The organism is Sporomusa malonica (assembly GCF_900176355.1).
In the GTDB taxonomy this organism is placed as follows: domain Bacteria; phylum Bacillota; class Negativicutes; order Sporomusales; family Sporomusaceae; genus Sporomusa; species Sporomusa malonica.
Map to the genome: position 1 here is coordinate 156,723 of NZ_FWXI01000005.1, position 26,442 is coordinate 183,164.

Annotated in this window: 26 protein-coding genes; 1 reads left to right on the forward strand and 25 read right to left on the reverse strand. The window is 45.1% G+C overall.

Features of this window, described 5'->3' with window-relative positions; translation table 11 throughout:
• Positions 1-7: 7 nt before the first annotated feature.
• From B9A22_RS07440 to B9A22_RS07535, 20 genes are all read right to left on the reverse strand, one after another.
• Complete coding sequence (locus B9A22_RS07440) at positions 8-1,315, reverse strand: DUF512 domain-containing protein (protein WP_084575090.1); 1,308 nt, start codon at positions 1,313-1,315, stop codon at positions 8-10.
• Between the two features lie 113 nt (positions 1,316-1,428).
• Complete coding sequence (spoIIP, locus tag B9A22_RS07445) at positions 1,429-2,640, reverse strand: stage II sporulation protein P (protein WP_084575091.1); 1,212 nt, start codon at positions 2,638-2,640, stop codon at positions 1,429-1,431.
• Positions 2,630-3,397, reverse strand: coding sequence for a DUF1614 domain-containing protein (locus tag B9A22_RS07450; RefSeq protein ID WP_245823870.1), 768 nt, complete (start codon positions 3,395-3,397; stop codon positions 2,630-2,632). Before B9A22_RS07450 ends, spoIIP begins: the two co-directional genes overlap by 11 nt.
• Before the next feature lie 99 nt (positions 3,398-3,496).
• Positions 3,497-4,564: a type 2 isopentenyl-diphosphate Delta-isomerase gene (fni, locus tag B9A22_RS07455; protein ID WP_245823872.1), complete on the reverse strand. Its 1,068-nt coding sequence runs from the start codon at positions 4,562-4,564 to the stop codon at positions 3,497-3,499.
• 8 nt (positions 4,565-4,572) lie between these two features.
• Complete coding sequence (locus B9A22_RS07460; RefSeq protein WP_084575092.1) at positions 4,573-6,534, reverse strand: bifunctional 4-hydroxy-3-methylbut-2-enyl diphosphate reductase/30S ribosomal protein S1; 1,962 nt, start codon at positions 6,532-6,534, stop codon at positions 4,573-4,575.
• Positions 6,535-6,684: 150 nt separating this feature from the next.
• Positions 6,685-8,541 carry a carbon starvation CstA family protein gene (locus B9A22_RS07465; RefSeq protein ID WP_084575093.1) on the reverse strand — a complete coding sequence of 619 codons (1,857 nt, stop codon included), beginning with the start codon at positions 8,539-8,541 and terminating at the stop codon, positions 6,685-6,687.
• A gap of 198 nt (positions 8,542-8,739) precedes the next feature.
• The gene (locus B9A22_RS07470; RefSeq protein ID WP_176215428.1) at positions 8,740-9,507 is read right to left on the reverse strand and encodes a LytR/AlgR family response regulator transcription factor; all 768 of its coding nucleotides are present in this window, start codon (positions 9,505-9,507) and stop codon (positions 8,740-8,742) included.
• Positions 9,500-11,227 (reverse strand): sensor histidine kinase, encoded by a 1,728-nt coding sequence (locus tag B9A22_RS07475; RefSeq protein WP_084575095.1) that lies wholly within the window; start codon positions 11,225-11,227, stop codon positions 9,500-9,502. Before B9A22_RS07475 ends, B9A22_RS07470 begins: the two co-directional genes overlap by 8 nt.
• 8 nt (positions 11,228-11,235) lie before the next feature.
• A complete protein-coding gene (locus tag B9A22_RS07480) occupies positions 11,236-11,850 on the reverse strand; it encodes a lysophospholipid acyltransferase family protein (protein WP_084575096.1) in 615 nt (204 codons plus the stop codon).
• Positions 11,843-12,517 carry a (d)CMP kinase gene (cmk, locus tag B9A22_RS07485; protein ID WP_084575097.1) on the reverse strand — a complete coding sequence of 225 codons (675 nt, stop codon included), beginning with the start codon at positions 12,515-12,517 and terminating at the stop codon, positions 11,843-11,845. The genes B9A22_RS07480 and cmk overlap by 8 nt, the downstream gene beginning before the upstream one ends.
• A 14-nt stretch (positions 12,518-12,531) precedes the next feature.
• Positions 12,532-13,830 carry a 3-phosphoshikimate 1-carboxyvinyltransferase gene (gene aroA / locus B9A22_RS07490; protein ID WP_084575098.1) on the reverse strand — a complete coding sequence of 433 codons (1,299 nt, stop codon included), beginning with the start codon at positions 13,828-13,830 and terminating at the stop codon, positions 12,532-12,534.
• A gap of 38 nt (positions 13,831-13,868) precedes the next feature.
• Positions 13,869-14,879, reverse strand: a complete 1,011-nt coding sequence (gene aroF, locus B9A22_RS07495) for a 3-deoxy-7-phosphoheptulonate synthase (protein ID WP_084575099.1) — start codon at positions 14,877-14,879, stop codon at positions 13,869-13,871.
• A 128-nt stretch (positions 14,880-15,007) separates the two neighbouring features.
• Positions 15,008-15,565, reverse strand: a complete 558-nt coding sequence (locus B9A22_RS07500) for a hypothetical protein (protein WP_084575100.1) — start codon at positions 15,563-15,565, stop codon at positions 15,008-15,010.
• Positions 15,566-15,593: 28 nt separating this feature from the next.
• Entirely contained in the window at positions 15,594-16,844 is a 1,251-nt protein-coding gene (locus B9A22_RS07505) for a BaiN/RdsA family NAD(P)/FAD-dependent oxidoreductase (protein ID WP_281252369.1), read from the reverse strand.
• A 70-nt stretch (positions 16,845-16,914) separates the two neighbouring features.
• A complete protein-coding gene (locus B9A22_RS07510) occupies positions 16,915-17,649 on the reverse strand; it encodes a pseudouridine synthase (RefSeq protein ID WP_084575102.1) in 735 nt (244 codons plus the stop codon).
• Positions 17,650-17,679: 30 nt separating this feature from the next.
• Complete coding sequence (locus B9A22_RS07515) at positions 17,680-18,663, reverse strand: hypothetical protein (protein ID WP_176215429.1); 984 nt, start codon at positions 18,661-18,663, stop codon at positions 17,680-17,682.
• A gap of 12 nt (positions 18,664-18,675) precedes the next feature.
• Positions 18,676-19,956: an FAD-dependent oxidoreductase gene (locus B9A22_RS07520; RefSeq protein WP_084575103.1), complete on the reverse strand. Its 1,281-nt coding sequence runs from the start codon at positions 19,954-19,956 to the stop codon at positions 18,676-18,678.
• Positions 19,957-20,064: 108 nt separating this feature from the next.
• Positions 20,065-20,604: a spore maturation protein gene (locus tag B9A22_RS07525; protein WP_084575104.1), complete on the reverse strand. Its 540-nt coding sequence runs from the start codon at positions 20,602-20,604 to the stop codon at positions 20,065-20,067.
• Between the two features lie 16 nt (positions 20,605-20,620).
• A complete protein-coding gene (locus tag B9A22_RS07530; protein WP_084575105.1) occupies positions 20,621-21,202 on the reverse strand; it encodes a nucleoside recognition domain-containing protein in 582 nt (193 codons plus the stop codon).
• Between the two features lie 164 nt (positions 21,203-21,366).
• On the reverse strand, positions 21,367-22,515 hold the full coding sequence (locus B9A22_RS07535; RefSeq protein WP_084575106.1) for a D-alanyl-D-alanine carboxypeptidase family protein: 1,149 nt from the start codon (positions 22,513-22,515) through the stop codon (positions 21,367-21,369).
• Positions 22,516-22,689: 174 nt separating this feature from the next.
• On the opposite strand from B9A22_RS07535, the gene B9A22_RS07540 reads away from it, so the two are divergent.
• On the forward strand, positions 22,690-22,881 hold the full coding sequence (locus B9A22_RS07540) for a rubrerythrin family protein (RefSeq protein ID WP_084575107.1): 192 nt from the start codon (positions 22,690-22,692) through the stop codon (positions 22,879-22,881).
• Positions 22,882-22,963: 82 nt separating this feature from the next.
• On the opposite strand, the gene ytfJ is transcribed toward B9A22_RS07540, so the two are convergent.
• The 5 genes from ytfJ to trpS form a co-directional block, all read right to left on the reverse strand.
• Positions 22,964-23,419, reverse strand: a complete 456-nt coding sequence (gene ytfJ, locus B9A22_RS07545) for a GerW family sporulation protein (protein ID WP_084575108.1) — start codon at positions 23,417-23,419, stop codon at positions 22,964-22,966.
• Positions 23,412-24,089, reverse strand: a complete 678-nt coding sequence (locus B9A22_RS07550; protein WP_176215430.1) for a DUF2953 domain-containing protein — start codon at positions 24,087-24,089, stop codon at positions 23,412-23,414. Before B9A22_RS07550 ends, ytfJ begins: the two co-directional genes overlap by 8 nt.
• A gap of 114 nt (positions 24,090-24,203) precedes the next feature.
• Positions 24,204-24,737 (reverse strand): SMC-Scp complex subunit ScpB, encoded by a 534-nt coding sequence (gene scpB, locus B9A22_RS07555; protein WP_084575110.1) that lies wholly within the window; start codon positions 24,735-24,737, stop codon positions 24,204-24,206.
• An 8-nt stretch (positions 24,738-24,745) separates the two neighbouring features.
• Positions 24,746-25,453 carry a segregation and condensation protein A gene (locus B9A22_RS07560; RefSeq protein ID WP_084575111.1) on the reverse strand — a complete coding sequence of 236 codons (708 nt, stop codon included), beginning with the start codon at positions 25,451-25,453 and terminating at the stop codon, positions 24,746-24,748.
• Between the two features lie 6 nt (positions 25,454-25,459).
• Entirely contained in the window at positions 25,460-26,437 is a 978-nt protein-coding gene (gene trpS, locus B9A22_RS25300; protein WP_176215431.1) for a tryptophan--tRNA ligase, read from the reverse strand.
• Positions 26,438-26,442 lie beyond the last annotated feature (5 nt).

Consider the following 26,442-nt stretch of genomic DNA (forward strand, 5'->3'; position numbering starts at 1 on the left):
TTTTTAATTACCGCCACGCGCAAAGCAATTCCTTTAAATCTTTGGCAAAGTAGGCAGTACGTACCGGTACGCCCAGCTTGGCGGCTATTATTTCCGGTGTGGTATTATCAAGAAAAACGTGTTCACCTTTTCTGAGCGCCACGCCTGGTATAATAATACCGCTACGAGAACCAGGAAGCTGCTGCAAGTTCTCAATAATATCACCGCCAGTCAAGAGACCGGTGACTGTCACATTATGACCAAAAAACTTGTTTTCTACAGCAACTACCCGTACTTTAAGATTGGGTAGAGACAATTTGGACAGCAGCGGTGTTAAAATCTTTTCGGCTGATACGCCACAGACAACATCTATATAATGCTGCTCATCATAACCCATCTCAACGACTGGTTGCTCCTCCCATTCTGCCAGGAAACTCCGGACAATGCCAACACCATTTTCTAGCTGTGGAAAGCTGTCATAAAGTTCATAACTGGGAATCTCCTGACCAGCTGCCAAATAAAACTCATCAGCCAGATACACAAAGGATTCCTGATTCTCTTTGCGGCATTTTTCTTGCCATGCATGAACTAATTTAATCACTTGGTCAGCCTTTTCACTGGTAAACGTAGTCAATGGGTGGCAGTTATCACGGTAGCGGGTAAGTCCAACAGGTACGATGGCTAGCGAGAGAACAGAAGGATACATGCCGTATAAATCGCTGATGGTTCTTTCAAGTTCCTTACCATCGTTAAATCCTGGACATAAGACAACTTGAGTGTGCACATCAATGCCTTTATCTACCAGCTTGCTAAGTTGCTCCATAATCTTGCCTGCCTGTTTACCGCCCAACATTCTTTCCCTAAGCTCACCATTTGTGGTATGAACTGAGACATATAGTGGCGACAAGTGCAATCGGGCAATACGGCTGAGGTCCTGATGCCCCAAATTAGTCAGTGTAACAAAATTGCCGTACAAAAAGGACAAACGATAATCGTCGTCTTTGATATACAGGCTATCTCGCATGCCGATTGGCATCTGGTCAACAAAGCAAAAAATACATTTATTGGCACACTGCCGTACTTTATCAAATACCGCGCTTTCAAACTCCAGCCCCAGATCCTCGTCATACTCTTTCTCCAGAGTAATTAGTTCCTGTTCCCCCGAACTCCGTTCAACCAACAACTCAACATCTTCCTCGGCCAGCGCAAAGCTGAGGTCAATAATATCTTGAACAGCTTCTCCGTTTACCTCTAGCAGCTGGTCGCCGGGAGCGAGGCCTATTTCAGCGCCGATACTATCTGGTTTAACATTTGTTATAATCGCTTTATATGTCAAAGTATTCCCCCCTTCCTTTAATATTCCGTTAGTAGCTATATTTTCCTGCAAAGTGTTTTGTTAAACGACAAAATAAATAAGAAAAGGCAGGACATAAGCCTGCCTGATGCGCATTACTTGTTATCGTCCTGTTTTTCAGACTGCTCAGAATCTGATGGATTTTTACGACGCTTTCTGGTCTTAGGACCAAGGAAGTTGGCAAATTCAGTGGAAGCAAAGTTCTTAAGTTTGGCACCGGCTTCTTTCATGCTGCCGGTACTTAGGAATAAGAACGCCGCAGTGCCTACAATCAAGAGCCCTACAATCCAACCCATAGATTTGGTAGCACCTGATGCACCGCCAGCCGCCGAGCCCAGCCCGGTATTACCGTCCGCCCCAGTGGTTCCTGCGGCATTAGGACCTGTAGGAGCGCTGGATTTGCCTAAAACTGTTGGCACAACATCGGAGAATAGCGCAATCCCCTTTTCAGCCGATTCGCGATCATTGGTATGAGCACCTACTTCCAGCAACATGGAACGCGGGTGTAAATCCTGGTTATAGTCACCGCCTTTGGCAAAGAAAATACCCTTTACCAGGCCTGGATGCTTTTTATCTGATGCTGCTTTAATTTGTATGGCGTAATCTTCGATTTGCTTGCCGGTAGGTCCGTACTTTCCAACGACGAGTTGAATTTTACTGACATCTTGACCGTCAATGTTGCCTTTATACACTTGTGGCGGCACAGCATCACGGTGAAGATCGAAAACAGCATCTGGCTGCTCTTTTTTGATTAGGTTAAGCGCCGTACGGCGCGAACGTTCATAGGCCATATCGTCATGGGGATCATGTTTTGCTTCAGAAAAAGCCACATTAATGCCCTTGCTTTTGAGTGATTCAGAAAATTTAGCACCTACTTTGTAAATGCCACCAGCGCCGAGAATACTCTCTTTGCCGTCAGTCGGTACATATGATTCGTCAGAGTGAGTATGGTAGATTGCTACTTTTCCACCGCCTTCAGCCCTGGCGATAGTTGGTTCAAGCAACCCTCTTAACCTAGCCAGTACGCTTTTGTCTGCATCTTGGTAGTATAAGGAAAGATTAACTTCGCCAATAAATTTGGCATGAGCGGTGTCACCATCCACGCGTACGACTTCATATCGACGGTTATTCTCGGTAATCACCTGATCGCCTGCTTGTACACGCCATCCTGTCATGTAAACGGTATTGCCACCTTCATCAACGATTGTTGAATAACTTCCGTCATTACGCTCGTTGGCTAAAACAAGAATGTTGGTCGTAACTAGGAGCAAGCCCACGAGGATAGTTACCAGGAGCCTACTTTTCATTGTTTTCACCCCCATTATCAGAGGTGTTAGTATTAGCTCCTGTCTGCTTCGGCGTTTGTTGCCCTGCTTGTTGTTTTTCTTTGGGATGCAGTTCTTTACTAAACTCATATAATCCTTCGGGTCGATTAGGCCCTAATACCGGACCGCCTTGCAGTTTTTCTCTGGTCTCACCGACCAGTTCGGCTATCATTACAGCTACTATACCGGCAATAATAGTAACGTCAAATGCTCCTGCTCCACCAATTGCGGTAGTGCCTGGAATGCCTAAGCCAGAAAGGGTAACAATATGGATTATATCGCTGAGAACAATGCCCAGTACACCGCCGATAAAAGCACTGCGCCGAGAACGGCCAGCAAGATAGGCAATAAGACCTGCCGATACCCCATAGATAAGTTTGGGATCAAGAAACATGTTTTCCGGTTCGTAAGGCAAATAACGCGATCCTAGCGATACTGCGCCTGCAACAAGTACTGCTGCAACAACGGCTCGTACTCTTTCGGCAGTTTCATCGGCTTTGGCAATTAGGTAGATACTGAGCAAAATAGGAAGCACCGCGCCGCCGACATTGATGGTAATTTCCATAGGGGAACGCATTATGGGAATGTCGATAAAACTGCCGACAACAATACCGGCAATAAACATCAGCGCTTGTTTATCAGTCATCCGCATGCGGTCTAAAATTCGCTGAGCTAACCCGAAATAAACCAGCACGCTGACAACTAAAAGCAAAATCATTCCTAGCGGCATATTCATCATGTTGTCTCACCTCATAGCCTTGTAATGTTGACGTATTAATCCTAGTTTGTACTGTTGTCGGCTTATTAATGCAAAAAGCATGGCCAGTTGGCCATGCTTTTACCGTGTTTTTTTACGCTTTGCAAATTGCTCAGTGTCAATTCCCCTTGCAGATAACCACTCTCGGCTAAAGCCGGTAACAACTATAGGTGTAGACCGTAGATCATTGATGTTTTGTGCGCCCACAAGGAGCATAAAGCGCCGTATATCTGTAGCAAAATTCTCATACCAGCGGACCGTGCCGTCCAATCCCTTACGCCTGAGCGTTTTTAGCACTGGACCAGCAATCCCCGTGGCCGCGCCACCAATAGAAAGCGCCTTGACAACATCAAGCGGTGTCCTGACGCCGCCTGACAAGACCACATCAACGGCAGGAGCAGTTGCAGCCACTACTTCTACCGCCGCAATTGCGGTAGGAATCCCCCAGGCGATCATTTCCTCATCCAGGTTTATTCGCCCACGGGCCGCTTCGATCGCCAGGAAGTTGGTACCGCCAGTGCCGCCTACATCAATGGCCTTGACACCAATACCGGCCAGTGCCTCCGCTTGTTCACGAGCAATGCCGCACCCCACTTCTTTAACAATAACTGGCACGTTAACTTTTTTTACAATGGCTTCAATTTTAGACAGATACCCGCTAAAATCACGGTCACCTTCACTCATAATGATTTCCTGTCCGGCGTTGAGGTGAATCTGAATGGCTTGGGCACCAATCATCTCTACAGCGTAGCAAGCAGCATCTGGGGCAGCATATGCGCCTAAATTTGCAAATACCACACCGTTAGGATTAGTTTTGCGTACAACTTTATACGATTCAGCCGCTGCCGGGTTCTCAATGGCAGAATACTGCGACCCCACCGCCATGGACACCCCTGTAAGACGAGCGAATTCAGCTAGCTCCCGGTTGACCTGTGTGACATCGGCTGCACCACCGGTGATTGCATTAATGATAACTGGCTGCGGCAACGTTATGCCTGCGACTGACGTACTGATGTCAATATCCCGCCATGCCAAATCTGGCAGGCAATTATGCACCAGATGAAAATCTGTAAATCCGGCAGCCGCCGGGCCATCGCCTAAGAGTATGGAATACTTTAAATGTTCCAGTTTACGTGACTGCCGTATCATGCGACTTGCTAGTCCTCCCGTTTAAATAAATGGCCGAACTTATCGCCAAGCGTAACTCCAGATGGCGGAGCCTGCGTGGTGAGATAATCGCTGAATTCGGCCCGCTCCTTATCTTGTGCGGCCTGCACCATGCTAAGCCCAATCCGTTTGCTTTCTTTATCAATGCTAAGCACCTTAACAGCCACTTCTTGTCCGGTGCTTACAACTTCCTCAGGATTAGCTACCCGCCGCTCCGCCATTTCAGAGATATGTACCAACCCTTCAATGCCTTTTTTGAGTTCAATAAACGCACCAAACTTGGCAATCTTACTAACCGTGCCAGTCATGACCGCACCTACTGTCAGGCTGTCAATCGTTGTATACCATGGGTCGCGTTCAACGTCTTTTAGGCTGAGCGACAATTTTTTTGCTTCAGGGTCAACCTTGAGCACAACGACAGTCACTTCATCGCCAACATTGACAACTTCCTGAGGTGTTTTGATACGCTGCCAGGATAAATCAGAAATATGAACAAGCCCGTCAATGCCGCCTACATCGACAAAAGCGCCAAAGTTAGCCAGGCGGCTTACTTTACCGGTAAGCGTCTGCCCCGCTGCTATTTTAGTAAATAGTTCTTTCTCTTTGACTTCTTTTTCCTGTGCTAACACTTGTCTGCGGGAAAGAACGGCCTTTTGTTTTTCCCTGTCGATTTCAATAGGCACTGCCTGAACAGTTTGTCCGACAAATGGTTGTAAATCTTCAACAAATCTAAGTTCAACCTGTGAGGCTGGAATAAAGCCGCGCACACCCAAAACGGCAGCAACCACACCGCCTTTAACAACTTCAGTAATTTGGGCATCTACTGGCTGTTTAGTGGCAAAGGCCTGCTCAAGTTTATCCCAGGCAGTTATTTTATCAGCTTGCACCATTGATAGTTTGACCTGGCCGTCAGTACTATCAGCATCAAGCACCAATACCTCAATGATCTGTCCGATACTAACAACGTCTGCGGCCGTTTCCGGTGTTGGATATGCCAGTTCAGCTAGCGGAATAACGCCTTCAGACTTGTAGCCGATATCTACGAACACTTCATCATGACGGACGCCAACAACCGTACCTTTTACAATACTGCCAGCCTCCAATTTAACAACATCAGTTACATTCATTTCTTCCATTTTTTTATATACCTCCTCAATCACCCAATCGGGCGTTGACGCACCAGCTGTAATCCCTGCAACTTGTACACCCGTAAACCATTCAGGTTTTAACTCATTGGCTGATTCAATATGATAAGCCAGTGAGCCGGCCTCACGGCAGACACTGGCGAGCCGGGCGGTGTTGGCACTGCTTTTGCCGCCAACTATAATAATGATATCCACCTTTTTCGCTAAATCGATAGCTGCCTGCTGCCTAAGATCTGTTGCCGTGCAGATAGTGCGTTCAATTTTTAATTCTTCACATTTGGTCTTTACAACTGTAACGATAGCCTCAAACTCCTTAGCGGCAAACGTTGTCTGAGCTACTACCCCGATTCGCGGGTAATATGGCAGCGCCTCTGCCTCAGCTGGCGTTTCCACCACTTGAGCCTTATGATTTGTCCAGGCAATAATACTTTGGACTTCTGGATGGTGCTGTTCGCCGACAATAACTACCTGATAGCCGACTGTCAAAAGCGCATGAGCGGCCTGCTGGGCCTTTTTTACATGTGGACATGTGGCATCGACCACTTCCAACTGTTGGGTTTCAGCCTGATGATATACTTCAGGGCCAACACCGTGTGACCTGATGATGACTCTGCCTGCCGGTATCTCATCCAGTTTGTTAGCAGTATCGATACCCTGCGCTTTCAGGTGGCTTACCATCTGCGGATTATGGATAATCGGGCCTAGAGTATGGACCGGGCAATTTGCATTAGTTGAAGCCAAGGCCATATCGACAGCTCGCTTTACTCCATAGCAAAACCCCCGGTGCTCGGCCATAACTATTTTCATAACAGCCTCCTGCTTGGTAGTCTTTGGTATATTCACCTTATTTATTATAAACCCTTTGCGCCAACGTTTCAAATCTAAAACCGCCGCCATTTAGCTAAAGCTGAAATAGCGGCGGTTTTCTTTATAATTTAGTTGACCTATTACAAATTATTAGCTCGGAATATTAGGCTTAGTGGTATTCACGGGGCAAGACATGGCTGAAATTTCGGTATTCATGCCAATTGGTTTATCATTCTTAAGCAGTTGTAACCACAACCTAATGGAGTCAAGCAGAGTAATAATTACCAGGACAATTAGGATAATGCTTACTGTGCCATTCGTGTTGCCTAAGGCATCACCGCGTTTGAAGAACATTTGCACATTCATTATACCTGCAGTAATAACAGTAACTGACAAGAAGCAAAGTGGGGCAAAAGTAACCCAGGCGTACGATTTCTTAGGAGCGATTTTCAGGATAATGGTTGTGCCAAGAGCCAGAGCAACAACAGCCAATAGCTGATTGGCCACACCAAACAACGGCCAAATAGTAGCTACGTCACCACTATAAAGCAGGTAGCCCCAGCAGTAAGTGACCAAAAAGCTGGTGAAAAGAATTCCTGGCCACCAGTTGGTTTGTTTGAGTGGAGAATACAAGTAGGTGCCAAGAATATCCTGGAGGATATAACGGGCTACACGAGTACCAGCGTCAATTGTAGTAAGAATAAACAGAGCCTCAAACATAATGGCAAATTGATACCAATAACTCATCAGGTGCTGCATACCGCCGATGCTGGAAAAGATATGTGCCATCCCAACTGCCAGCGAAACTGCACCACCAGGACGATGCGCAACATCCATTTGTACCAAACGGGACAATTCTTTAATTTCTACGGTAGGAATACCCAGTTTCGCAAATACAGCAGCCGGGCTGTTGATGGCGAAATAGTCGCCAGGCATAAGCACAACCGCCGAGATAAGAGCCATTACAGCAACAAAACCTTCAGTAAGCATGCCACCATAAGCGATAACACGGGATTGGGATTCAAGTTCAATCATCTTAGGCGTAGTACCTGAGCTAATGAGTGAATGGAAACCTGAGATAGCGCCGCAGGCAATGGTGATAAATACATACGGCCACCACGGACCAGGGATAATCGGCCCGCCGCCGTCAATAAAGCGGGTGGTTATCGGCATATTGATACTAGGCTGTACTATAAGGATTCCCAAAGCCAGTGCTAATACAGTACCAATCTTCATGTACGAGCTGAGGTAATCGCGCGGAGCTAACAAAAGCCATACCGGCAAAACAGCTGCAAAGAAGCCGTAGACAGGCAACGCAATTGACAGTTGCTGTTTAGTAAGGTTAAATATGTCGGCTATACCTGCCCACGGTTGACCAGGGCTCAGCCAGTGACCGGTAAATACTGCTGCCAATACCATGAGGAAACCGGCAATTGAACCGGAACGGATAGAACCAGGGGCAATTTTGAACATGTACAGACCAACAACAATTGCAATCGGAATGGTCATAAACAGTGTGTATACGCCCCATGGATTTTTAAATAGAGCGTTTACAACAACGATAGCCAGACCAGCAAGTGCGACAATGATAATAAATAGTACAGCTAAGGAAGTAGTTACACCAGTCAGCGGACCAACTTCCCGCCGAGCGATAACAGCCAGTGACTGGCCATTGTGACGAACTGATGCAAAGAGGATGATGAAGTCGTGGACTGCGCCAGCAAAAACAGAACCTAGCAGAATCCACATAAAACCAGGTCCCCATCCATACTGCGCGGCAAGTACCGGGCCGACAAGCGGACCTGCACCGGCAATCGCAGCAAAGTGGTGACCGAATAGTACCCACTTATTTGTGGGTACAAACTCGCGACCGTCATTGCAGCGGTATGCTGGGGTAATATTAGCGTCGTTTAGTGCTAATACCTTTGCGGCGATGAATGCTGAATAATAGCGGTATGCCAAGACATAAACACATACGGCAATAACCAATAAACTAACTGAATTCATGAATAAGTCCCCCTTCCAAAATAGTTATAAAATAAAAGACTTTACCTCCTTTTCACCAATTTTTCTTTATATTTAAAATAATACATTATACCGCATAGGCTAGCAATATGTATGCCGTGAAATGACAAAAAACCAGGATGAAATACACTGTCATCCTGGTCAATAGCACCAAGTTTGTTTACATAGTTACAGGGATAATTATAAACCAAACAGTTTTTTCAGCTTGGAGACTTGCTGACGACTAACAGGAACTTCTCTCTCAAATCCTTCTAAAATCAGGTTATATGTTCCGTTAAACCATGGAATAATCTCTCTGATCTTTTCAATGTTAACAAGATAAGCACGATGAGTACGAAAAAACAATCGTTCATCCAGCCGAGACTGGAGGTCCTGTAGCGGCATATTAGAGTAGTAGGTTTTATCTGCCGTATGTATAGATAGTTGTCCTTCAGTGCAGTACGCAGCAATGATATCCCTTGTATCAATGACATATGCCTTGCCATTATGTTCTATAGCCAGCTTTTGAAAGATGTAAAGTTGATTTGATTCTATGTCGCGTTTTCTAGGTGTGGTATGTACAGCTTCAGTTAGTAAGGTACGGACTTTCTCGATACATTTGGCTACCCTTTTTGCGGAAAAAGGCTTTAATAAATAATCTACAGCATTAAGCTCAAAAGCTTTTATAGCAAACTCTTCATGAGCAGTCGCAAAAACAAGTAGCGGTAGTACGTTGTTAGCATTAATTTTTTCGGCTGTTTGAATACCATTTAGCCCTGGCATCTCAATATCGATAAAAATAAGATGCGGCCGAAGAGCCAGTACGGCCTTACTGGCTTCCTCACCGCTTTTAAACTCGCCAATAATTTCGACTTCCTCAAATTGCTCTAGTAAATAGCGCAACTCGCTGCGGGCCGGTTCTTCATCATCGACCATCATCACCTTAATTGTACGTAATTGGTCAGCCATTAACAACAACCTCCTCCACATCAATAGGAATTTGAAGGATTACTGTTGTTCCCTGCCCTTCCATACTCCTAATCATGAGCGCATGTTTTGGTCCATAGATGGCTTTGAGTCGTTCGTTGACATTGGTTAAACCGACTCCGGCGCCTTTGCCGAAACCAAATTCCAACACTTGCTTTTGAATGTCTAGCGGGATACCCTGTCCATTATCGCTTACGACAATTTCGATTAATTTACCAGTTTGTTTTGCACAAATCTTAACAGTACCACCGTCCGCTTTTGATAAAAGTCCATGCTTTACCGCATTTTCAACTAAAGGCTGCAGAGTAAAGGTCGGAATTAATACGTCCAACACACTGGGCTCGATATCTTGCTCAATTGTTAGCCGCTGTCCAAATCGCGCTTGCTCTAAGGTAAGGTAGGAATCAACATGCTCAAGTTCTTCTTTAAGGGTTACAAAATCGCGGGCAGCCTTAAGACTACGTCGGAAAAACTCGCTCAATTCAATTAACAGATTGCGCGCATTTTCTGGGTTGGTACGGCATAAAGAAACAATAGTATTTAGCGCATTAAAGAGAAAGTGGGGGTTAATTTGGGCTCTCAACGCTTTGAGCTCAGCCTTTGCTGTCAGTTCAGCCTTATGCTGTAGGGCAGCCAATTCGAGCTGAGTACTGAATACCTGGCCAAGACCCTGTGCAAATTCAATATCAAGTGCTGTTAGCACTTCCTCACGAGCATAATAAATCTTTAGAGTGCCAACAAGCTCATCCCGACAATAGAGTGGTACCACAACTGCAGATTTAAGCGGGCATGCCGGAACATTACACCCAATCTCGGCTTGGGTTTGGGCAACGGTAACCTGTCCTTGTGCCAAGCAGGCTTTTGTCAGCCTAGTAAATACCTGTATCCCTTTAGTATGGTGATCGTCGCCTAAACCAACATGGGCTAAGACTCGTTCTAGATCAGTGATGGCTACAGCGGCTGCCGAAGTCATATTTAGTATATTCACAGCCACCTTTTCAGCCGATAACGGATTAAGTCCCTGCCGGAAATGCGGCAAGGTTGCGTTAGCAATTTTAAGTGCCTTATGTGTTTGCAGAGCGGCAATCTTTGTTTGATGCTGTCTGGCATTATGAATAATAATCATAAAAATAGCGATACCGACCGCATTGGCCAGTGACATGGGAATGATAATTTTCTTAACCAGCGACCAGGCTGTGTCAAAAGGCTTCGCAAACAATAAAATAAGCCCCATGCTAATAAGAATGACACTGACACCGGTTATGATCCCGGTAATCCATTCTGGGGTTTTTGGTTTTGTTCGTATATGGATATAGCCTGCCAGCATACCACCTATCATTGTAGCAACACCGCACTGCACAGCAGTAAATCCGCCAAGGTAAATGCGATGCAAACCACTAATAAAACCAGTTGCCGTACCTACCAGCGGGCCAACTAAGAGACCGGCGACAATGGTACCAGTATCCCGGACATTTGCCAATGCTCCTTCAATCGGTATCCCGAAATAAGTGCCTGCAATTGAAACCAGGGAAAAAATAAATACTAGGGTAAGCTTTTCTCGTCCAGTAGTGCTTTCTTTAAATATCAGGCGAAACGCCTGCGTATGTGATAGTACATAGGCAAAAACGGCAATGATGGCGATACGTTGTACTAAAATGATAGATAGGTTGGTATCTAATATATCAATTGAACTATTATCCATCTTGATACCTACACACTTTGTTCATTGGTATGATTATCTTCTTCTAGCATGCGGCCGATTGCATCCATAACCTTTAGGCTAAGCACTTCCAAGCCGTCTTTTTTTGCGTCATCCTTACTTAGCATAATAGGCTTGCCAAATATCACTTTAAATTTAGGAAAGAACTGACCTTGCTGAAAGACTTTGTTAGTACCAATGATTGCGGTGGGAACAACCGGGACACCTGCCTTTACGGCCAGCATGGCTAAACCTGGTTCAGGCGAGCCCAATTGCCCATTTTTGCTGCGGGTACCTTCGGGAAAGATACCAAGTATTGAACCGTTTTCCAGAAGTGTCAAAGCTGTACGGATTGCCGTCCGGTCAGCTATCCCCCGCTTGACAGGAAAAGCACCTAGTCCTGAAATGATACGAGCAAATATTGGATTGGAGAACAATTCTTCTTTAGCCATAAAATGGATCCGCCGGGGTATGGCGGTGCCAACAACCGGCGGATCCCAGAGGCTTACATGGTTTGATGCAATAATCAGACCGCCAGAGGACGGAACGTTCTCTGCACCAATTACCTTCCACCGGAAAAAAAACGAAAAAATAATACCCAGTACAAAACGTAATAAGTTATACATGGGTCTGTCGCTCCTTGCAAAGTTCTAATATTTCTGTAACTGCCTCATCAATGGATAATTCGGTGGTATCAACCATAACAGCATCGGTAGCGGCGATTAGCGGGGCAACTTCCCGTTCACAGTCGGCTTTATCTCGGCAGGCAATTTCATTTTCCAGTTCAGCTAAATCTATAGTATAGCCTTTGCTAGTCAGTTCGTGCCACCGGCGTTTAGCGCGTTCTTTAATTGATGCTGTCAGAAATAACTTTAAGTCAGCATTAGGTAAAACATGTGTACCAATATCCCTGCCGTCCATAACAACCCCGCCTGCGATAGCCATATCGCGCTGCAATGTAAGCATAACTGCTCTAAGTTCCGGTACTTGTGCTACTTTGGGTACAAGTCGACTGACTTCAGGGGTACGGATATCATCTGTAATATCCTGATTATTGAGAAATACCTCAGTTTTGCCGTCAACATAGGTTAGTTTCATATCAAGCTTATGAGCCAAATTGGCAACTGCTTCACTGGCGGGATCAATACCTTCAGTTAATACCTGCCAAGCTACAGCACGATACATCGCCCCAGTGTCGATATAAGTATAGCCAAGCCGCTGGGCAACCAGTTTGGCTACTGTGCTTTTTCCTGCTCCTGCTGGTCCGTCAATTGCAATAATTAAGCGCTTCATAAGTGGCCTCCCTGCTAATCCCGTCTTAATCCTGCGAGCACAGCATAAAAATCAGGGTACGAAATTTTTACACAGTCAGGTTCTTCAATTTCAACCCCCTGTGAAGCAGTGCCTGCTATAGCTAGCGCCATAGCCATGCGATGGTCATCATGAGAATGGCAAACAGCAGCATTCAGTTTCTGCGGTCCCTCAATTATCAGGCCGTCAGGAGTTTCAGTAATTTCCGCTCCCATTTTGCCAAGTTCCAGTGCGACTGCTCGCAGACGATCAGTTTCCTTAACCCGCAGCTCTTCTGCCCCTTGCACCACAGTTCGTCCCTCGGCAAATAAAGCAGCCACAGCTAGCACCGGAATCTCATCAATTAGCCGAGGAATAATTTCCGCGCCAATAGCAATACCCTTTAGTTGAGCTGATCGTACAACTATATCAGCTACTGGCTCGCAGCCACTCCACCGTTCATTAGTGATAGTTATATCTGCACCCATTTGTTTTAAAACATCAAGAATTCCGGTACGTGTCGGGTTAATACCAACATTCACCAGTGTAAGCTGACTATTGGGGATGATGGAAGCAGCAACTAACCAAAAAGCAGCTGAGCTAATATCTCCAGGTATGTTGATTAACTCTGGAGCTGTAAGTTTTTTCACCGGCTCAATGCTAATGGAGCTGCCTATTCGCTTAACAGGGATACCAAAGGTTTCAAACATTCGCTCAGTATGGTCCCGTGAAGGCAAGGGTTCGGTAATAATGGTCGGACTATTGGCATATAACGCAGCCAGCAAGATGGCTGATTTTACCTGGGCACTTGCAACCGGCATATCATACTCGATTCCGTGAACCTGTTCGGCTGGCGTAATAGCCAGCGGAGCATAACGCGACTCTTCACGGCCTTTTATGTTTAAGCCCATTTTGGCCAGCGGCGTAATCACACGGGCCATAGGACGTTTACGCAAGGAAGCATCACCTGTCATTACGCTAAAGAACGGCTGTGCACCTAATAAACCTGTTAACAGCCTCATGGTTGTACCCGAGTTACCGGCATCAAGCACATCATATGGTTCGCTTAATCCATAAAACCCCCGTCCGGTGATGTCCAGCACCCCGGCTGCATCTTGCTCTACCGTAACACCTAGTGCCCGCATACAGCCAATGGTTGATCTGCAGTCAGCAGCGTGAAGAAAATTCGTCACTTTTACCGGTGTATCAGCAAGTCCGGCCAACATTACACTGCGGTGTGATATTGACTTGTCACCTGGAATATTGACTGTTCCTGCTAAACCGTCAGCAGGGCTTAGTTTAATGATTTCTTCCATATCTAGCTATCCCTCTTTGCTGTATATTTTTCTGTCTCCTATAACGAACGTCCGAGTGCGGTGGCTAAAGTATTTAGCTCTGCCATAAGCTGGGAAAAATTATTGAGAGTCAGCGACTGCGGGCCATCAGATAAAGCTTCCTCTGGACAGGGATGGACTTCAATTAGAAGACCGTCCGCACCGGCAGCCACTGAGGCCTTAGCCATGGGACTCACCCATCGCCAACTGCCCGTGCCGTGGCTGGGGTCAACTATGACAGGTAAATGGCTTAAATGCTTTATTACCGGAACAGCCGTCAAATCAAGGGTATTGCGGGTATACGTCTCATAGGTGCGAATGCCTCGTTCACACAATACAACCTGATTATTCCCCCCAGACATTATGTACTCGGCCGCCATAAGCCATTCTTCAATTGTTGCGGCAAGACCGCGCTTAAGCAAGACTGGTTTTTTTGTTAGAGCTACCTCTTTGAGCAGGACAAAATTTTGCATGTTGCGGGTGCCAATTTGCAGCATATCAACATGTTCGGCAATAAGCTCGACTTTGCGCGGGTCGGTTACCTCAGAGACTACTGGCAACCCGACTTCACTGCCAACTGTCTTAATAATTTCCAATCCGGCTTTTTCCAGACCCTGAAAGCTATAGGGCGAAGTACGCGGCTTGTAAGCCCCACCTCTCAACATCGACGCGCCTGCCGCTTTTGCACTAATCCCAGCCTGGTAAAGCTGGTCATAACTTTCAATGGCACACGGTCCGGCAATCACCGGAATGGTGCTGCCGCCAAAGCTAGCCTTGTCCACAGTGACGATAGTATTACTGTTCTGAAATTCCCTGCTTGCCAATTTATACGGTGTTTCAACAATAACAACCTTATCCACCCCGGGCATTCTTTCATATAATTCAGGGCGACAGGCTGATAAATCCCCACTTGCCGTAATTATTGTTTTGTCTAAGCTGGTTATCGAATGCCCATCCAGTCCCAATTGACGAAGTTTGTCCAACACGCGGTTAATCTGGTCAATAGTGGGCGCGTTCATCATTATAATCATAGCAGGCCTCCACGAATATCCAAAAATGTATTATTTATAATTCCCTGCATAAAGAAAATTTCCTCTAATATTAATACTTTACTGCCAACTTTCTGTAAATATTTCAATATTTACAGAAAGTTGGCAGCTTAACGTTTAAATACAACTTTGCCCACCACAATCATATTGTTCTTACTTTCAAGCATAATCCCATCAATAGGGAATACCATATCACTATGATGTGTGTCAATAATAAACTGGGCTGGCGCTTTTATATTAATGGCGTCAATCTCTATATAGTCTCCGTCGTAAATTGTTAGTTCAACTTTTCCTTTGCCGAAGTGCCCCATTACTTCCCCATTAACTGTAACAACGGCATCCATGTTGGCTGGTGGGTTAATCATTCGGATTATGATATTTTTACTAGGTCTAAGGGTACGGATCGACTTGGCGACAACTTTATGCACAGCATTCATGGTTGTATCGGGATTAGGCCAGGGAACATCAGCCGCATACATAGTGGCCGGAGAGGTTATCTGTTCTCCTTCCAGCTTATCGACCAATGAAAGATACTTACGGGTTTCTCCATTTAAGAGGAGTGTCTGAACCACTAATAACAAAACAACAGCAGCTGTCGATAGCTTTATCAGCAGCCGATCGACAGTAAGGAATTGCTTGCGGCGGAACTTGTGATTCCTGTTTTCCATACAACCCCCCCCTTTGCTGTGGTTTGTATTAATCCTGAGCAGCAGCATACTTGCCGGCCACATAACCGGAAGAAAATGCTGCCTGAAGATTAAATCCGCCGGTATACCCGTCAATATCAATTACTTCACCGGCAAAAAATAAACCTGTCACTATTTTTGATTCCATCGAACGTGAATTAATTTCTTTAGTGCTGACGCCACCAGCTGTTACTATGGCTTCGGCTACAGGTCTGGTTCGAGAAATTGTAAAAGTAAGGTGCTGAAGTATCTCAAGCAAACGGACACGTTCTTCTTTAGTAATTTGGTGGACAAACTTATCAGGATCAATAAAAGCCAGGTCAATCACTACAGGTATGAGTTTGGTTGGTAATAGTTCATTAAGTGAGTTTTTTAACTGCTTCCTGGCAAATTTAGTAAAGTCTCGTTGCAGGCGCTTGTCCAGCGTCTCAACAGAGAGCGCCGGTTTGAGGTTAATTACAATAGATACTTCTTGACCTGGAGTTGTCAGGAACAACTCAGAAACCTTTTTGCTTAGCGATAGAATAATGGGACCTGATAAGCCGTAATGTGTAAACAGCATTTCACCAAATTCATCAGCTGCCTTTTTGCCGCTGCAAAAAACTGTTGCTGCTACATTCTTGAGTGATAAGCCTTGTAGCTCAGTTACCCACTCTTCTTCGACTTCGAGCGGTACCAGTGACGGCTTAATAGGTACAATAGTATGTCCGACCGCCTGTGCCAGGCGGTAGCCATCACCTGAAGAACCGGTTCCTGGATAAGAGGCACCGCCTGTTGCTATAATGACGGCGTCGGCCCGATATTCAGCCTCGGCAGTTACTGCACCGGCAACGCGCCCGTTTTCTATGATTAGGTTCTTCACTGTTTGTCCTGTTCTTACATCAACATCTAGCTTGGATAATTCTTTGACAAATGTTTTAATTACATCTCTCGCCTGATCACTGACTGGAAAGACGCGACCTCCACGCTCTACCTTGGTTGGCAAGCCGGCACGTTCAAAAAAATCAATCAAATCCTGGTTACTGAACGCATTAAACGCGCTATATAAAAACAATCCGTTGCCTGTCATATTTTTAACCAATTCAGGTAGGTCACAGCTGTTGGTGATATTACAGCGACCTTTGCCAGTGATAAGCAGTTTGCGGCCAATATCTTTCATTTTTTCCAGTACTGTCACTCTAGCGCCATGCTGCGCGGCGCTGACTGCGGCCATTAAACCGGCAGCACCGCCGCCGATAATGAGAACCTGCTGCATGCGTATCACACTCACTTTCAAGTTACTGTCGTAGTAAAAAAACCCTTATTTTCCTTTGAAATAAGGGTAAAAAAACTTATCCGTTTTTTTTCTTACCAAGCCGTTTGAGTTCTTCAACCTCACTGGCAAGCAGTTGGCGATACTGCCCCCGACGAAGCCCTTCTAACGTTAAGAATGCGTATTGAACTCGTTTAAGGTTCTTGACCGGATAGCCAATTGCTTCACACATCCGGCGAATCTGCCTGTTTTTCCCTTCGTATATGATAATTTCTAAAGTTGTTAATTCTTTCTCACGATCAATATCCACAACATTAATTTTTGCCGGAGCGGTAACGCCATCTTCCAACTTAATACCGACACGCAGTCTATCAAGTTTATCTTCAGGCGGAAACCCCTGGACTTTGGCCAAATAGGTTTTGGCGATTTCATGACTAGGGTGAGTTAAAGCATGTGTTACGTCGCCATCATTGGTCATGATCAGTAGTCCCTCAGTATTGTAATCCAGCCTTCCAACGGGATAAATACGTTCCGGAATCTTGGCAACAATATCAGCCACCGTTTTGCGCCCCCGGGGATCTTCGAGCGTAGTAACTACACCTTTCGGTTTATTTAGCAAAATATAAACATACTTTTCGGCTTTAAGCGGTTTGCCATCAACTGTGACACGAGCCCGCCTTGAATCAATTTTAGTGCCAAGCTCAGTCACTACTTTCCCATTAACAGTGACCCGACCAGCGGTAATTAGTTCCTCCGCATCCCGTCGTGAAGCAATACCGGCTTGAGCAATTACTTTCTGCAACCGTTCTAACATAGAATTTGATTCCTACTTTCCTTACTATATTTATTCTTGGATAAATTGGCTAAAATCAGTTTGCACTTTACAGGTACGCACCTTCTTGTTGTCCTTGGTTAGCCGTTCACAACTGCCGCAGATACCTTCACCACAGCACATTGTGGCGTTATTGGTAGCTGCCATAGGTATATTTACTCCAGCTGCCTGCATTGCGGCGATGATACCATAATGCTGGTTGTCAGGACCGGCACTCACTATTAGGTCTGGGTGTCCTTTGCTATCAGCTAATAACTCTCTGATAGCGTGCATTCCAAATTGACGCATGGATGCTACCGCCTGTACCTCTATGCCAAGTGCGGCTAGTTCTCCGGCAATAAACACCGTGCCGATTTTTCCTGGCGCTATGATGGCCTTGACGCTGTTGCTTTTTTCAAGAAGCTTATGAGCGATCGGCACAACAGGTGGCTGCCCCATACCTCCAACTATTAATAATATTTTACCATTATCTACATTGTCAATCCAGGGTTGACCCAAAATACCGTTAAAATATGGTCCACGAACCATTACCTGCTTGTTGTTATCTGTAAATAAGCGAGAAGATTTAGGTCCGATGGCCTCGACAACGACCTGAAGAGTATTACCGATAACCTTCATGACTCCCACTGGGAAATGATAAAAATGCTGGTCCGTCGGCCGGCGCATAAACACAAATGAACCGCATCTGTTAAGTGCCTGGGCAAGGTCGGGAATGACTTCAAATTCTAACAGGTATGTTTGTTCTGTAATTTTTTGTTTTACAATAAATTCGGTATCAGACTCTAGCCGGACAGGCATGTCAGCGCCCAGGATCCAACTATGTTTTTTTTGCTGCCATTGTTTTTCATATAGTATGCACACTCCGCTCCAGTTGCAATCACATACAGGTTCACCTTTAAGATGACTGCAAAAAGTACAATGGTTGGTTTCTGACAACAGGCACGGACAGTAGGGTGAGTTAATGTCAATACACTTCATGGACAGTTTGTGCAGCATGTTCACCCCTCCTCATACCAGACAGATATTATAGATATCTGTTAAACCGGTTTTAGTTACACGCTCGTTAATTTCTCCTCGCTGCGCCGAATACAACCCAAGCTTTTTCATTCGTTCAAGATAAACAGAACCAGAAAAAGTATATCTGAGTTTAATCCCTTCTTCAGTAGCCATTTGCTCGTGAACAAAGGTGATAAAATCTCCAGATGCCAGTTCAGACGGTAATTCCAGGTACTGCATATCTAGACAACAGCGTACTGCATTGTGGCCAGCCAATAAACCGGTGATCACAGCTTCAGTATGACCGACCATGCTACCGGCTTTTTCACCCGCACAGAATAAATTGTCTACTCCTTCTACTTTTAGCGAGCTGCCACAGGGTGCAATCCCCAAATACCGAATAGAGTTGCCTATGCCGCCTGAATACGGATCTTCATACCGGGCCCGTTCCAGACCGGGTATCGTTCTTAACATGTCAAGCGGGAAGAATGGCGTCATTAGTTTGGCATGGCCGGTATCAATGAGGACAATGTTTTCAGCGTAATCGGCAATAGCATACTGTGAGCACGCTTTTTTTCCAAGCATTCCTGTCTTTTTCAGGTTTTCTGGCAATGGAATGACTACCATGCCCTCTTTTTCCAGTCGGTCTTTAAGTTCGGGGCTTAATGAATCTTTATTAATCTTACATGAACCACTCATGGCGCCGAAGGTGCCGTCAGCTTTTTTACCCATGATTTCCTTGACATCAGCCTTCGCCGTAATACTTACTCTCGGACCAAAGGTCGGACAGCGAAGAATACACATGGCGCAGCCATTGCCATACTTTAAGCAATTGCCCATAGGGCCTGATGTACCGGTAGTGTCAACAAAAGCATCTCCTTTAATGGTCTCTTCATTATCATCGGTAAGATATTGAATTTTTTTACCATATTTAACTACGCTGGATACCCTTAATCTAGTTTTAATGTCAATGCCGTAGTTTTGTAGAATCTTTTTTACCAAAGGTTCCATAGTAGTTACATCATAAAATGAAGCATGGCTGTGTCCAGGAAAGTGTATCCCCCGGTGTCTGCTATTAGCATCCATTGCCACAAATAAATCCCCGCCGCCCATGGCAATCGCTTCTTCAGCTGCTGTAAACCGTCCGTTATTGCGGAATATGCCGCCAACTAGTCCGGTTCCTAGTAATAAGTCGGTGCGCTCAAGTAAAACTACCTGTGCCCCAGCTTTAGCCGCTGTTAACGCTGCAGCACAACCAGCCCAGCCACCACCAACCACTACCACTTTAATCATGGACTTCCCCCTCCATTCCCTGCTTTAAATCACATTACAGTGTATTCGTTCACCTTCAATGTGCCACAAGCAGCGGCATAGAAAAAACTGGTAACAATGCGCTACCAGTTATTGTACAAATAGATACTGACATATGTAAACTGAGGCCAGGAAGCTGGCAATGTCGCCAGAAAGACCGACTAATACAGCATAGCGAGGATTACTAAGGCCTACCGCACCAAAATACACTGTTAGTACATAAAACGTGGTATCCGTGCTTGCTAATACTGTTGAAGCAATTCGTCCCACCAATGAGTCTGGGCCATAGGTTTTTAGGATTTCAGTTGCTAGCCCTAACGAGCCGCTGCCTGACAGCGGCCGCATGACGGCCAAAGGCACGAGGTCAGAGGGTACTCCCAACATACTTAAGGCAGGGCCCATCCAGGCCACACAGGCGTCCATGGCGCCTGAGGCGCGGAATATACTGATGGCTACCAGCATCGCCACAAGGCATGGCAAGATACGGACAGCCGTGTGAAAGCCCTCCCCAGCGCCTTCGACAAAGGCTTCATACACTTTAACCTTCCGTAAATAACCAATAATTGGGATGAAAAAGAGTACAGCAGGAATAGCCCAAACCGACAGTTTCTCACATAATTCAATCAGCATCAGACTTCCCTCCTGGTTACCGTTTCCACACCGCCCTACATAGCCGGTCAACAATAAGCACGAAGATTGTGGCAAACAAACTGACAACAAGAGTCGGCCCGACAATCTCGGTGGGATTAACCGACCCTGCTGCTGAACGTAATGCAATAATAGTCGCCGGCACTAGCGTAAACCCTGTTGTACATAAAGCCAACAAGGTACACATGGCTGGTGTGGCGGTATCTTTTTGGGAATTGAGAGTTTGCAGTTCTTGCATTGCTTTAATCCCGAGCGGGGTTACTGCATTGCCTAAACCCAACATATTAGCACTGATTGTCAAAATAATTGCCCCCATAGCTGGATGGTTTTTTGGTATGCTGGGAAACAAGAGGCCTACAAGCGGATTCAATATGTAGGAGACGGCTTTAATAAGTCCTGATAACTCAGCGATCTTCATGATACCCAGCCATAGACACATAACGCCAATTAGATTAATAGCCAACTCTACCGCATTTGTAGCTGCATTGATAGCGCTGGCTGTAACAAATTCAATTCGCCCGTTTATACCCGCATAAACAATACCGCTTGTCATGAGAATCAGCCAGATTACATTAATCATCGTCAATATCACCCATTATGATGGTATGACAGATGTTATTAGGCTAGAACATAAGAAAACACGGCTTGCGCCGAGCCTTAGCGAAAGCGGAAGTCGATGTTGCTCTTATCCAGAAGAAAGTTATACTTTCCTATCAGGATGGAAAAGGACGCACTAATGCGTCCTCATGCAAAATTGCGGATTACAAAGGTCAGGAACCCCCATACTGAACCCCAAAGCAATCCGAAAAATGATTTTCTATCTACCGACCGGTCGGCCACCAGATCAGAGCTGGCAACTTCAACATTATTATACATGACCTTTACTGTTCCTACTTTCTGCCCAGAGGTAATAGGGGCATCTAATTTGTTCGGAGCATCAATCACAGTAGAGAACTTGTCATGTTCACTTTCAGCCATCGGTACGCTTATATCGTTTGCTGCGATCAGCTTTATATCCCCAGTTTTTCCGTCTTTTATTTTAACTGTTTTCAAAATGTCATTCCGGTTAATAACTGGCACCTGTTTAAGCTGGGTAAAGCCATAATCCAACAGCTTAATTGAATCGTCCCACATATGCTCGCTGTCTAATACAACGACAATCAACTGAATGCCGTTCCGGTTAGCAGCCGAAACCAAACAACGTCCTGCAGCATCCGTGTAGCCGGTCTTAACCCCGTTGGCTCCATCATATAGCCATAGCATTTTATTTTCATTGTATAAATCGCGGTCATGGTCTTTGCCAGGCCAAGGAACAACCTTATGTTCAGTTGAAACAATCTGGGTAAACAGCGGTTTCTTATACCCGTATGCTGTGATTTTAGCCAAGTCGTAGGCTGTGCTATAATGTCTTTCATCAGGAAGACCGCTGGTATTGGTAAAATTACTATTTACCGCGCCAATGGCATGGGCCTTGTTTGTCATTAATGTCGCGAATTTTTCCACTGAACCGGACATATGCTCAGCTACTGCTACAGTGGCATCATTACCAGAAACAAGCATTATCCCATATAACATATCCAACATTTTAAGTTGCTCACCTTGCGTAAGCCACAGTGACGACCCGTCGGTACTTGCAGCATTCGCGCTGGTTGTAACGACATCGTCTAATTTCCCATACTCAAGTGCCGTAATGAGTGTCATAATCTTGGTAGTACTGGCCGGATAGCGCCGTTCTTCAGCATTCTTTTCATATAGCACTTTCCCTGTAGATGCTTCCATTACAATTGCCGCCTTTGCCGTTACATCTGGCAGAGCGTTTGATGCTAGACTAACGGTCGGCAAAAACATCAGACACATCAAAAATATTCTTCCAAGATTAGTTAGTTGTCGCATTAATCCAATCCTTTCGTTTAGGATAAACCAAACATTATTATATAATTAATTTCCCCTGAGGTCAAAAATATATCTTTTCCAAATTGAGCCATATTAGTCTTCGAAAATAATATCCTGGCATTATTTCAACCTTATCCGGAGATAATAATAACAAATTCAAGGAGGTGAATCAACATGGAAATGCTTGATATCAAAACAGCTTTACGCACCACTCTTACACAAAAGCAAGAGCTTGTGCGCGATTATCAGTCTTACGCTGATCGCATTAATGACAAAGAAGTAGCTAAAATGTTCAAACATTTCGCCGAAGCTGAAGCCCTACATTCTACTCAGATTAAAGACAAACTGGATGGCTTGGTTCAATAATTACATCAGTAAGATTTATATGCAAAAACCCACACAATCATGTGTGGGTTTTTAAGACGCTTCATGTATCTTGTAAGCGATTTTATAAGTGTCCAGAGTGCTGATGGGTCGGTTGAGTTTCTGCTGTTTGTGCAAGCTGTTCGAGGTTAGCGTCTTCATCGCTCTCGCCACCGAACATATTTTCAATTTTGTTCATAATTTGCGGCACCATATCAATAAGCCGATCGTAAAACAGATTGCTTTCCACTGACATAAAGCGTACACCATTAATTGGTGAGCATACCAAAAAACCTACTGGTTTTACACTAATTCCGGCACCGCTGGCACCGCCGAAAGGGTGGTTCTGGGCAGTTGCCGTATCTTCTGCTTCATAGTCGCCGCCTCCTGCTGCAAAGCCAAATGCCACCCGCGAAATAGGAACAATTACTGTTCCATCCGGAGTCTCTACCGCATCGCCGACAATGGTATTAACATCCACCATTCCTTTGATACTCTCCATAGCAGTCTTCATCAAACCCTGTATTGGATGCTCAGCCACTGCGAGTCGCCTCCCTGTGCAATGAATTTGTTAAAGTAGCCATAGTCGCAGTAATAACATTGCCAAGTCTTATTCTGAATATACACCTGAACTCAATCTCAAAATGACTCTGACCGTATACTGGCGTAATATTAATATTCGGTTTTGCTTCTAATATTAGACGGTTATGTAGCGACGCCAATAAAAGGCCTCTAGCTGCGCCAAAGGCACCCATCATAAGTCCTGTAAAAGCCGCATCATCAAAGCCATATACGGCTCGTATGTCTAGCTTTTCGCAATGGATTGAGGCTACCAGACTGTTTATATATTTACGATAAATGCGGATATACCGTTTGACCGCTCTCATGAGCTTTTTAAATTTTTGCGGATTTTTTACGAATATCTCGGCAATTTTTTTTACAAAACGTTGCTCACGCGCAATATGGGTCTCGGCTCCACCCTGTGGCGCCTTAATTTCTGAAGTAATCCAAGGTAAATCATTGTACCGTACAATCTCAATAACAGGAATTTTAATGGTATAAACTAACAATGGTCGCAGAGCAGAGACGCTAACTTCTATATAATCATCATCTTTACGCCGACAAAAATGAATATCAATATAAATATTTATTCGCGAAAGCATCAACATCAGAATGCTAGAAGTTACTGAGAATATAATCCAATTGCTCATGCTTTCCACCTCTTTATGCATAACATATTTAATTTTTACAGTTTTTCCAATCTGTATGCATCAGCATGGCGTGGATAAATTAAAAAGAAAAAAGGACAGTCGCGTAGACTGTCTTCATTCCTCTGGATGGATGTCCGGGAGCAACCTGGAAATATCAGGTAAATCTTCCAGGCTTTTCAGGCCAAAACACTGCAGAAACTCAATAGTTGTTCCATATAAGATAGGACGGCCAATCGCCTCTTTGCGTCCAATTTCCTTAATTAGCATCCGTTCTAAGAGTGTGGTAACAACCCTATCGACATTCACACCGCGAATACTCTCAATCTCCTGCCTGGTTACCGGCTGCTTAAAAGCTACAATGGCCAATGTTTCTAATGCGGCTGCCGATAATTTGCTTTCCTGGACAGCAGCCAATTTGCTGACGATATTAGAAAAAGCAGGCTTGGTACAAAGCTGATAGCCACCAGCTACCTCAACAATTGTCAAACCGCGTTCTTCGGCCATCATCGAATTTACCATATCAGCAATCAGCGTATGGACATGGTCGATATGTATATTTAACATGCTGGCAATTCTTTCTGCCGGCAGCGGCTGCCCGCTAGCGAACAGCAGGGCTTCTATAGGACCCTGTAAATGCCGGTAAAACATAGCGCCCTTCACTCCTTTAAAGTAAGGTGGATAGGTGCAAATGGCTGTAGCTGGTGAACGCTAATCCGTTTTAGTCTGATAAGCTCCAATAAAGCTAAAAAACCAGCAATTACTTCGGTGCGTGAGCCGGTTCTGATAATCGTCTTGTTAAACTCTAAGCGACCGTTATTACTTCTAAGTAAAGTAATAATATCATGCATTTTATCCTTAACGCTGATCTCTTCGGGAGCAATTAAGGCAAAGTCGGGGACCGCGCTTTCCCAGAGAGTAACAAAGGCTTTTAGCAAATCGTCAAGTGAGAGGCCTTCAGGCAGGGCAAACTGTTGCGCAAACTCCTGGGGAAATCGTGTAAAGTACTTATCCCGTTCACCGCCAAGCTGGCTCAGTATTTCAGAGACTTGTTTAAATTTGCGGTACTCAATCAGTCGTTCAACCAGCTCTTGACGCGGATCAACTTCTTCAGCAACTGTATCGGTCGTAACCGGACGTGGCAATAGCATCCGTGATTTTATCTGCAGCAGCGTAGCTGCCATAACCAAAAATTCGCTTGCCACTTCGATATTAAATTCTTCCATGTTAGTGAGATAATCCAGGTATTGTCCGGTTACTTCTGCTATGGGGATATTATAGATGTCAATTTGATGTTTTTCGATCAGGTGCATTAATAAGGCTAATGGTCCCTCGAAGGTTTCCAGCCTAAGTGTATAATCAGACATAATGTATTAGGACAAATTCATAACGGCTCGGACTTCCTCCATGGTAGTTGCCGCTATTTTGCGTGCCCGTTCAGCACCATAGGCTAATATTTCCTTTAACTTATCAGGTTTTCCACTCATTACTTTGCGCCGGCCATGGACATCGGCCAGCGTTGTGACCATCTTCTCTGCTAACCGTTTTTTGCAGTCTACGCAGCCAATACTAGCATTACGACAGTGACCGGCAATCTCAGCCTGTTCTGGGCTGAAAATTTTATGAAAGGTGTATACTGTGCAAATATCAGGGTTGCCTGGGTCAGTTTTCTTAACTCGCTGCGGATCAGTAATCATTAATCTTACTCGTGCCTGTAGCTCGTCAGGTTCGGCTGCGTAGGGAATTTCGTTGCCATAAGATTTACTCATCTTGCGGCCGTCGATACCTGGCAGAAGTGGGCTTAAAATAGGCTGTGGTTCAGGGAATACCGGCTTGTACAAATTAGCAAAACGACGGATGATTTCCCGAGCCAATTCAAGATGTGGTATCTGGTCTTCGGCTACCGGCACAGCATTGGCCTTATATAGTATAATGTCAGCCGTCTGCAGTTCAGGATACCCGAGAAAACCGTAAGTATTAATTTCTTTGCCCATATCCCCTAGTTGCTGCAGTTTATCTTTGTAGGTAGGTACTCGTTCTAGCCAGGATAGGGGCGTCATCATAGATAATAAAAGATGCAGCTCAGCATGTTCCTTCACATGGGACTGAACAAAAATGATACTTTTCTCAGGGTCAAGACCAGCGCTCAGCCAATCAAGCGCCATACATTCTATGCGCTCTGGAATCATGCTGGTATCTTCGTAGGAAGACGTAAGTGCATGCCAGTCAACGATGGAATAAATGCAGTTATAATCATCCTGGAGCTTAATCCAGTTGTTAAGCACCTGATAGTTCCCCATATGAAATTTTCCTGACGGCTGCATACCACTGAAAATGCGTCCTTTAGTCAATTGTA

Excerpts from the sequence above, each read along its gene's own strand:
- spoIIP (WP_084575091.1), bottom strand. The coding sequence starts at position 2,640 with ATGAAAAGTAGGCTCCTGGTAACTATCCTCGTGGGCTTGCTCCTAGTT.
- B9A22_RS07450 (WP_245823870.1), bottom strand. The coding sequence starts at position 3,397 with ATGATGAATATGCCGCTAGGAATGATTTTGCTTTTAGTTGTCAGCGTG.
- fni (WP_245823872.1), bottom strand. The coding sequence starts at position 4,564 with ATGATACGGCAGTCACGTAAACTGGAACATTTAAAGTATTCCATACTC.
- B9A22_RS07460 (WP_084575092.1), bottom strand. The coding sequence starts at position 6,534 with ATGAAAATAGTTATGGCCGAGCACCGGGGGTTTTGCTATGGAGTAAAG.
- B9A22_RS07465 (WP_084575093.1), bottom strand. The coding sequence starts at position 8,541 with ATGAATTCAGTTAGTTTATTGGTTATTGCCGTATGTGTTTATGTCTTG.
- B9A22_RS07470 (WP_176215428.1), bottom strand. The coding sequence starts at position 9,507 with ATGGCTGACCAATTACGTACAATTAAGGTGATGATGGTCGATGATGAA.
- B9A22_RS07475 (WP_084575095.1), bottom strand. The coding sequence starts at position 11,227 with ATGGATAATAGTTCAATTGATATATTAGATACCAACCTATCTATCATT.
- B9A22_RS07480 (WP_084575096.1), bottom strand. The coding sequence starts at position 11,850 with ATGTATAACTTATTACGTTTTGTACTGGGTATTATTTTTTCGTTTTTT.
- cmk (WP_084575097.1), bottom strand. The coding sequence starts at position 12,517 with ATGAAGCGCTTAATTATTGCAATTGACGGACCAGCAGGAGCAGGAAAA.
- aroA (WP_084575098.1), bottom strand. The coding sequence starts at position 13,830 with ATGGAAGAAATCATTAAACTAAGCCCTGCTGACGGTTTAGCAGGAACA.
- aroF (WP_084575099.1), bottom strand. The coding sequence starts at position 14,879 with ATGATTATAATGATGAACGCGCCCACTATTGACCAGATTAACCGCGTG.
- B9A22_RS07500 (WP_084575100.1), bottom strand. The coding sequence starts at position 15,565 with ATGGAAAACAGGAATCACAAGTTCCGCCGCAAGCAATTCCTTACTGTC.
- B9A22_RS07510 (WP_084575102.1), bottom strand. The coding sequence starts at position 17,649 with ATGTTAGAACGGTTGCAGAAAGTAATTGCTCAAGCCGGTATTGCTTCA.
- B9A22_RS07515 (WP_176215429.1), bottom strand. The coding sequence starts at position 18,663 with ATGCTGCACAAACTGTCCATGAAGTGTATTGACATTAACTCACCCTAC.
- B9A22_RS07520 (WP_084575103.1), bottom strand. The coding sequence starts at position 19,956 with ATGATTAAAGTGGTAGTGGTTGGTGGTGGCTGGGCTGGTTGTGCTGCA.
- B9A22_RS07525 (WP_084575104.1), bottom strand. The coding sequence starts at position 20,604 with ATGCTGATTGAATTATGTGAGAAACTGTCGGTTTGGGCTATTCCTGCT.
- B9A22_RS07530 (WP_084575105.1), bottom strand. The coding sequence starts at position 21,202 with ATGATTAATGTAATCTGGCTGATTCTCATGACAAGCGGTATTGTTTAT.
- B9A22_RS07535 (WP_084575106.1), bottom strand. The coding sequence starts at position 22,515 with ATGCGACAACTAACTAATCTTGGAAGAATATTTTTGATGTGTCTGATG.
- B9A22_RS07540 (WP_084575107.1), top strand. The coding sequence starts at position 22,690 with ATGGAAATGCTTGATATCAAAACAGCTTTACGCACCACTCTTACACAA.
- B9A22_RS07550 (WP_176215430.1), bottom strand. The coding sequence starts at position 24,089 with ATGAGCAATTGGATTATATTCTCAGTAACTTCTAGCATTCTGATGTTG.
- scpB (WP_084575110.1), bottom strand. The coding sequence starts at position 24,737 with ATGTTTTACCGGCATTTACAGGGTCCTATAGAAGCCCTGCTGTTCGCT.
- B9A22_RS07560 (WP_084575111.1), bottom strand. The coding sequence starts at position 25,453 with ATGTCTGATTATACACTTAGGCTGGAAACCTTCGAGGGACCATTAGCC.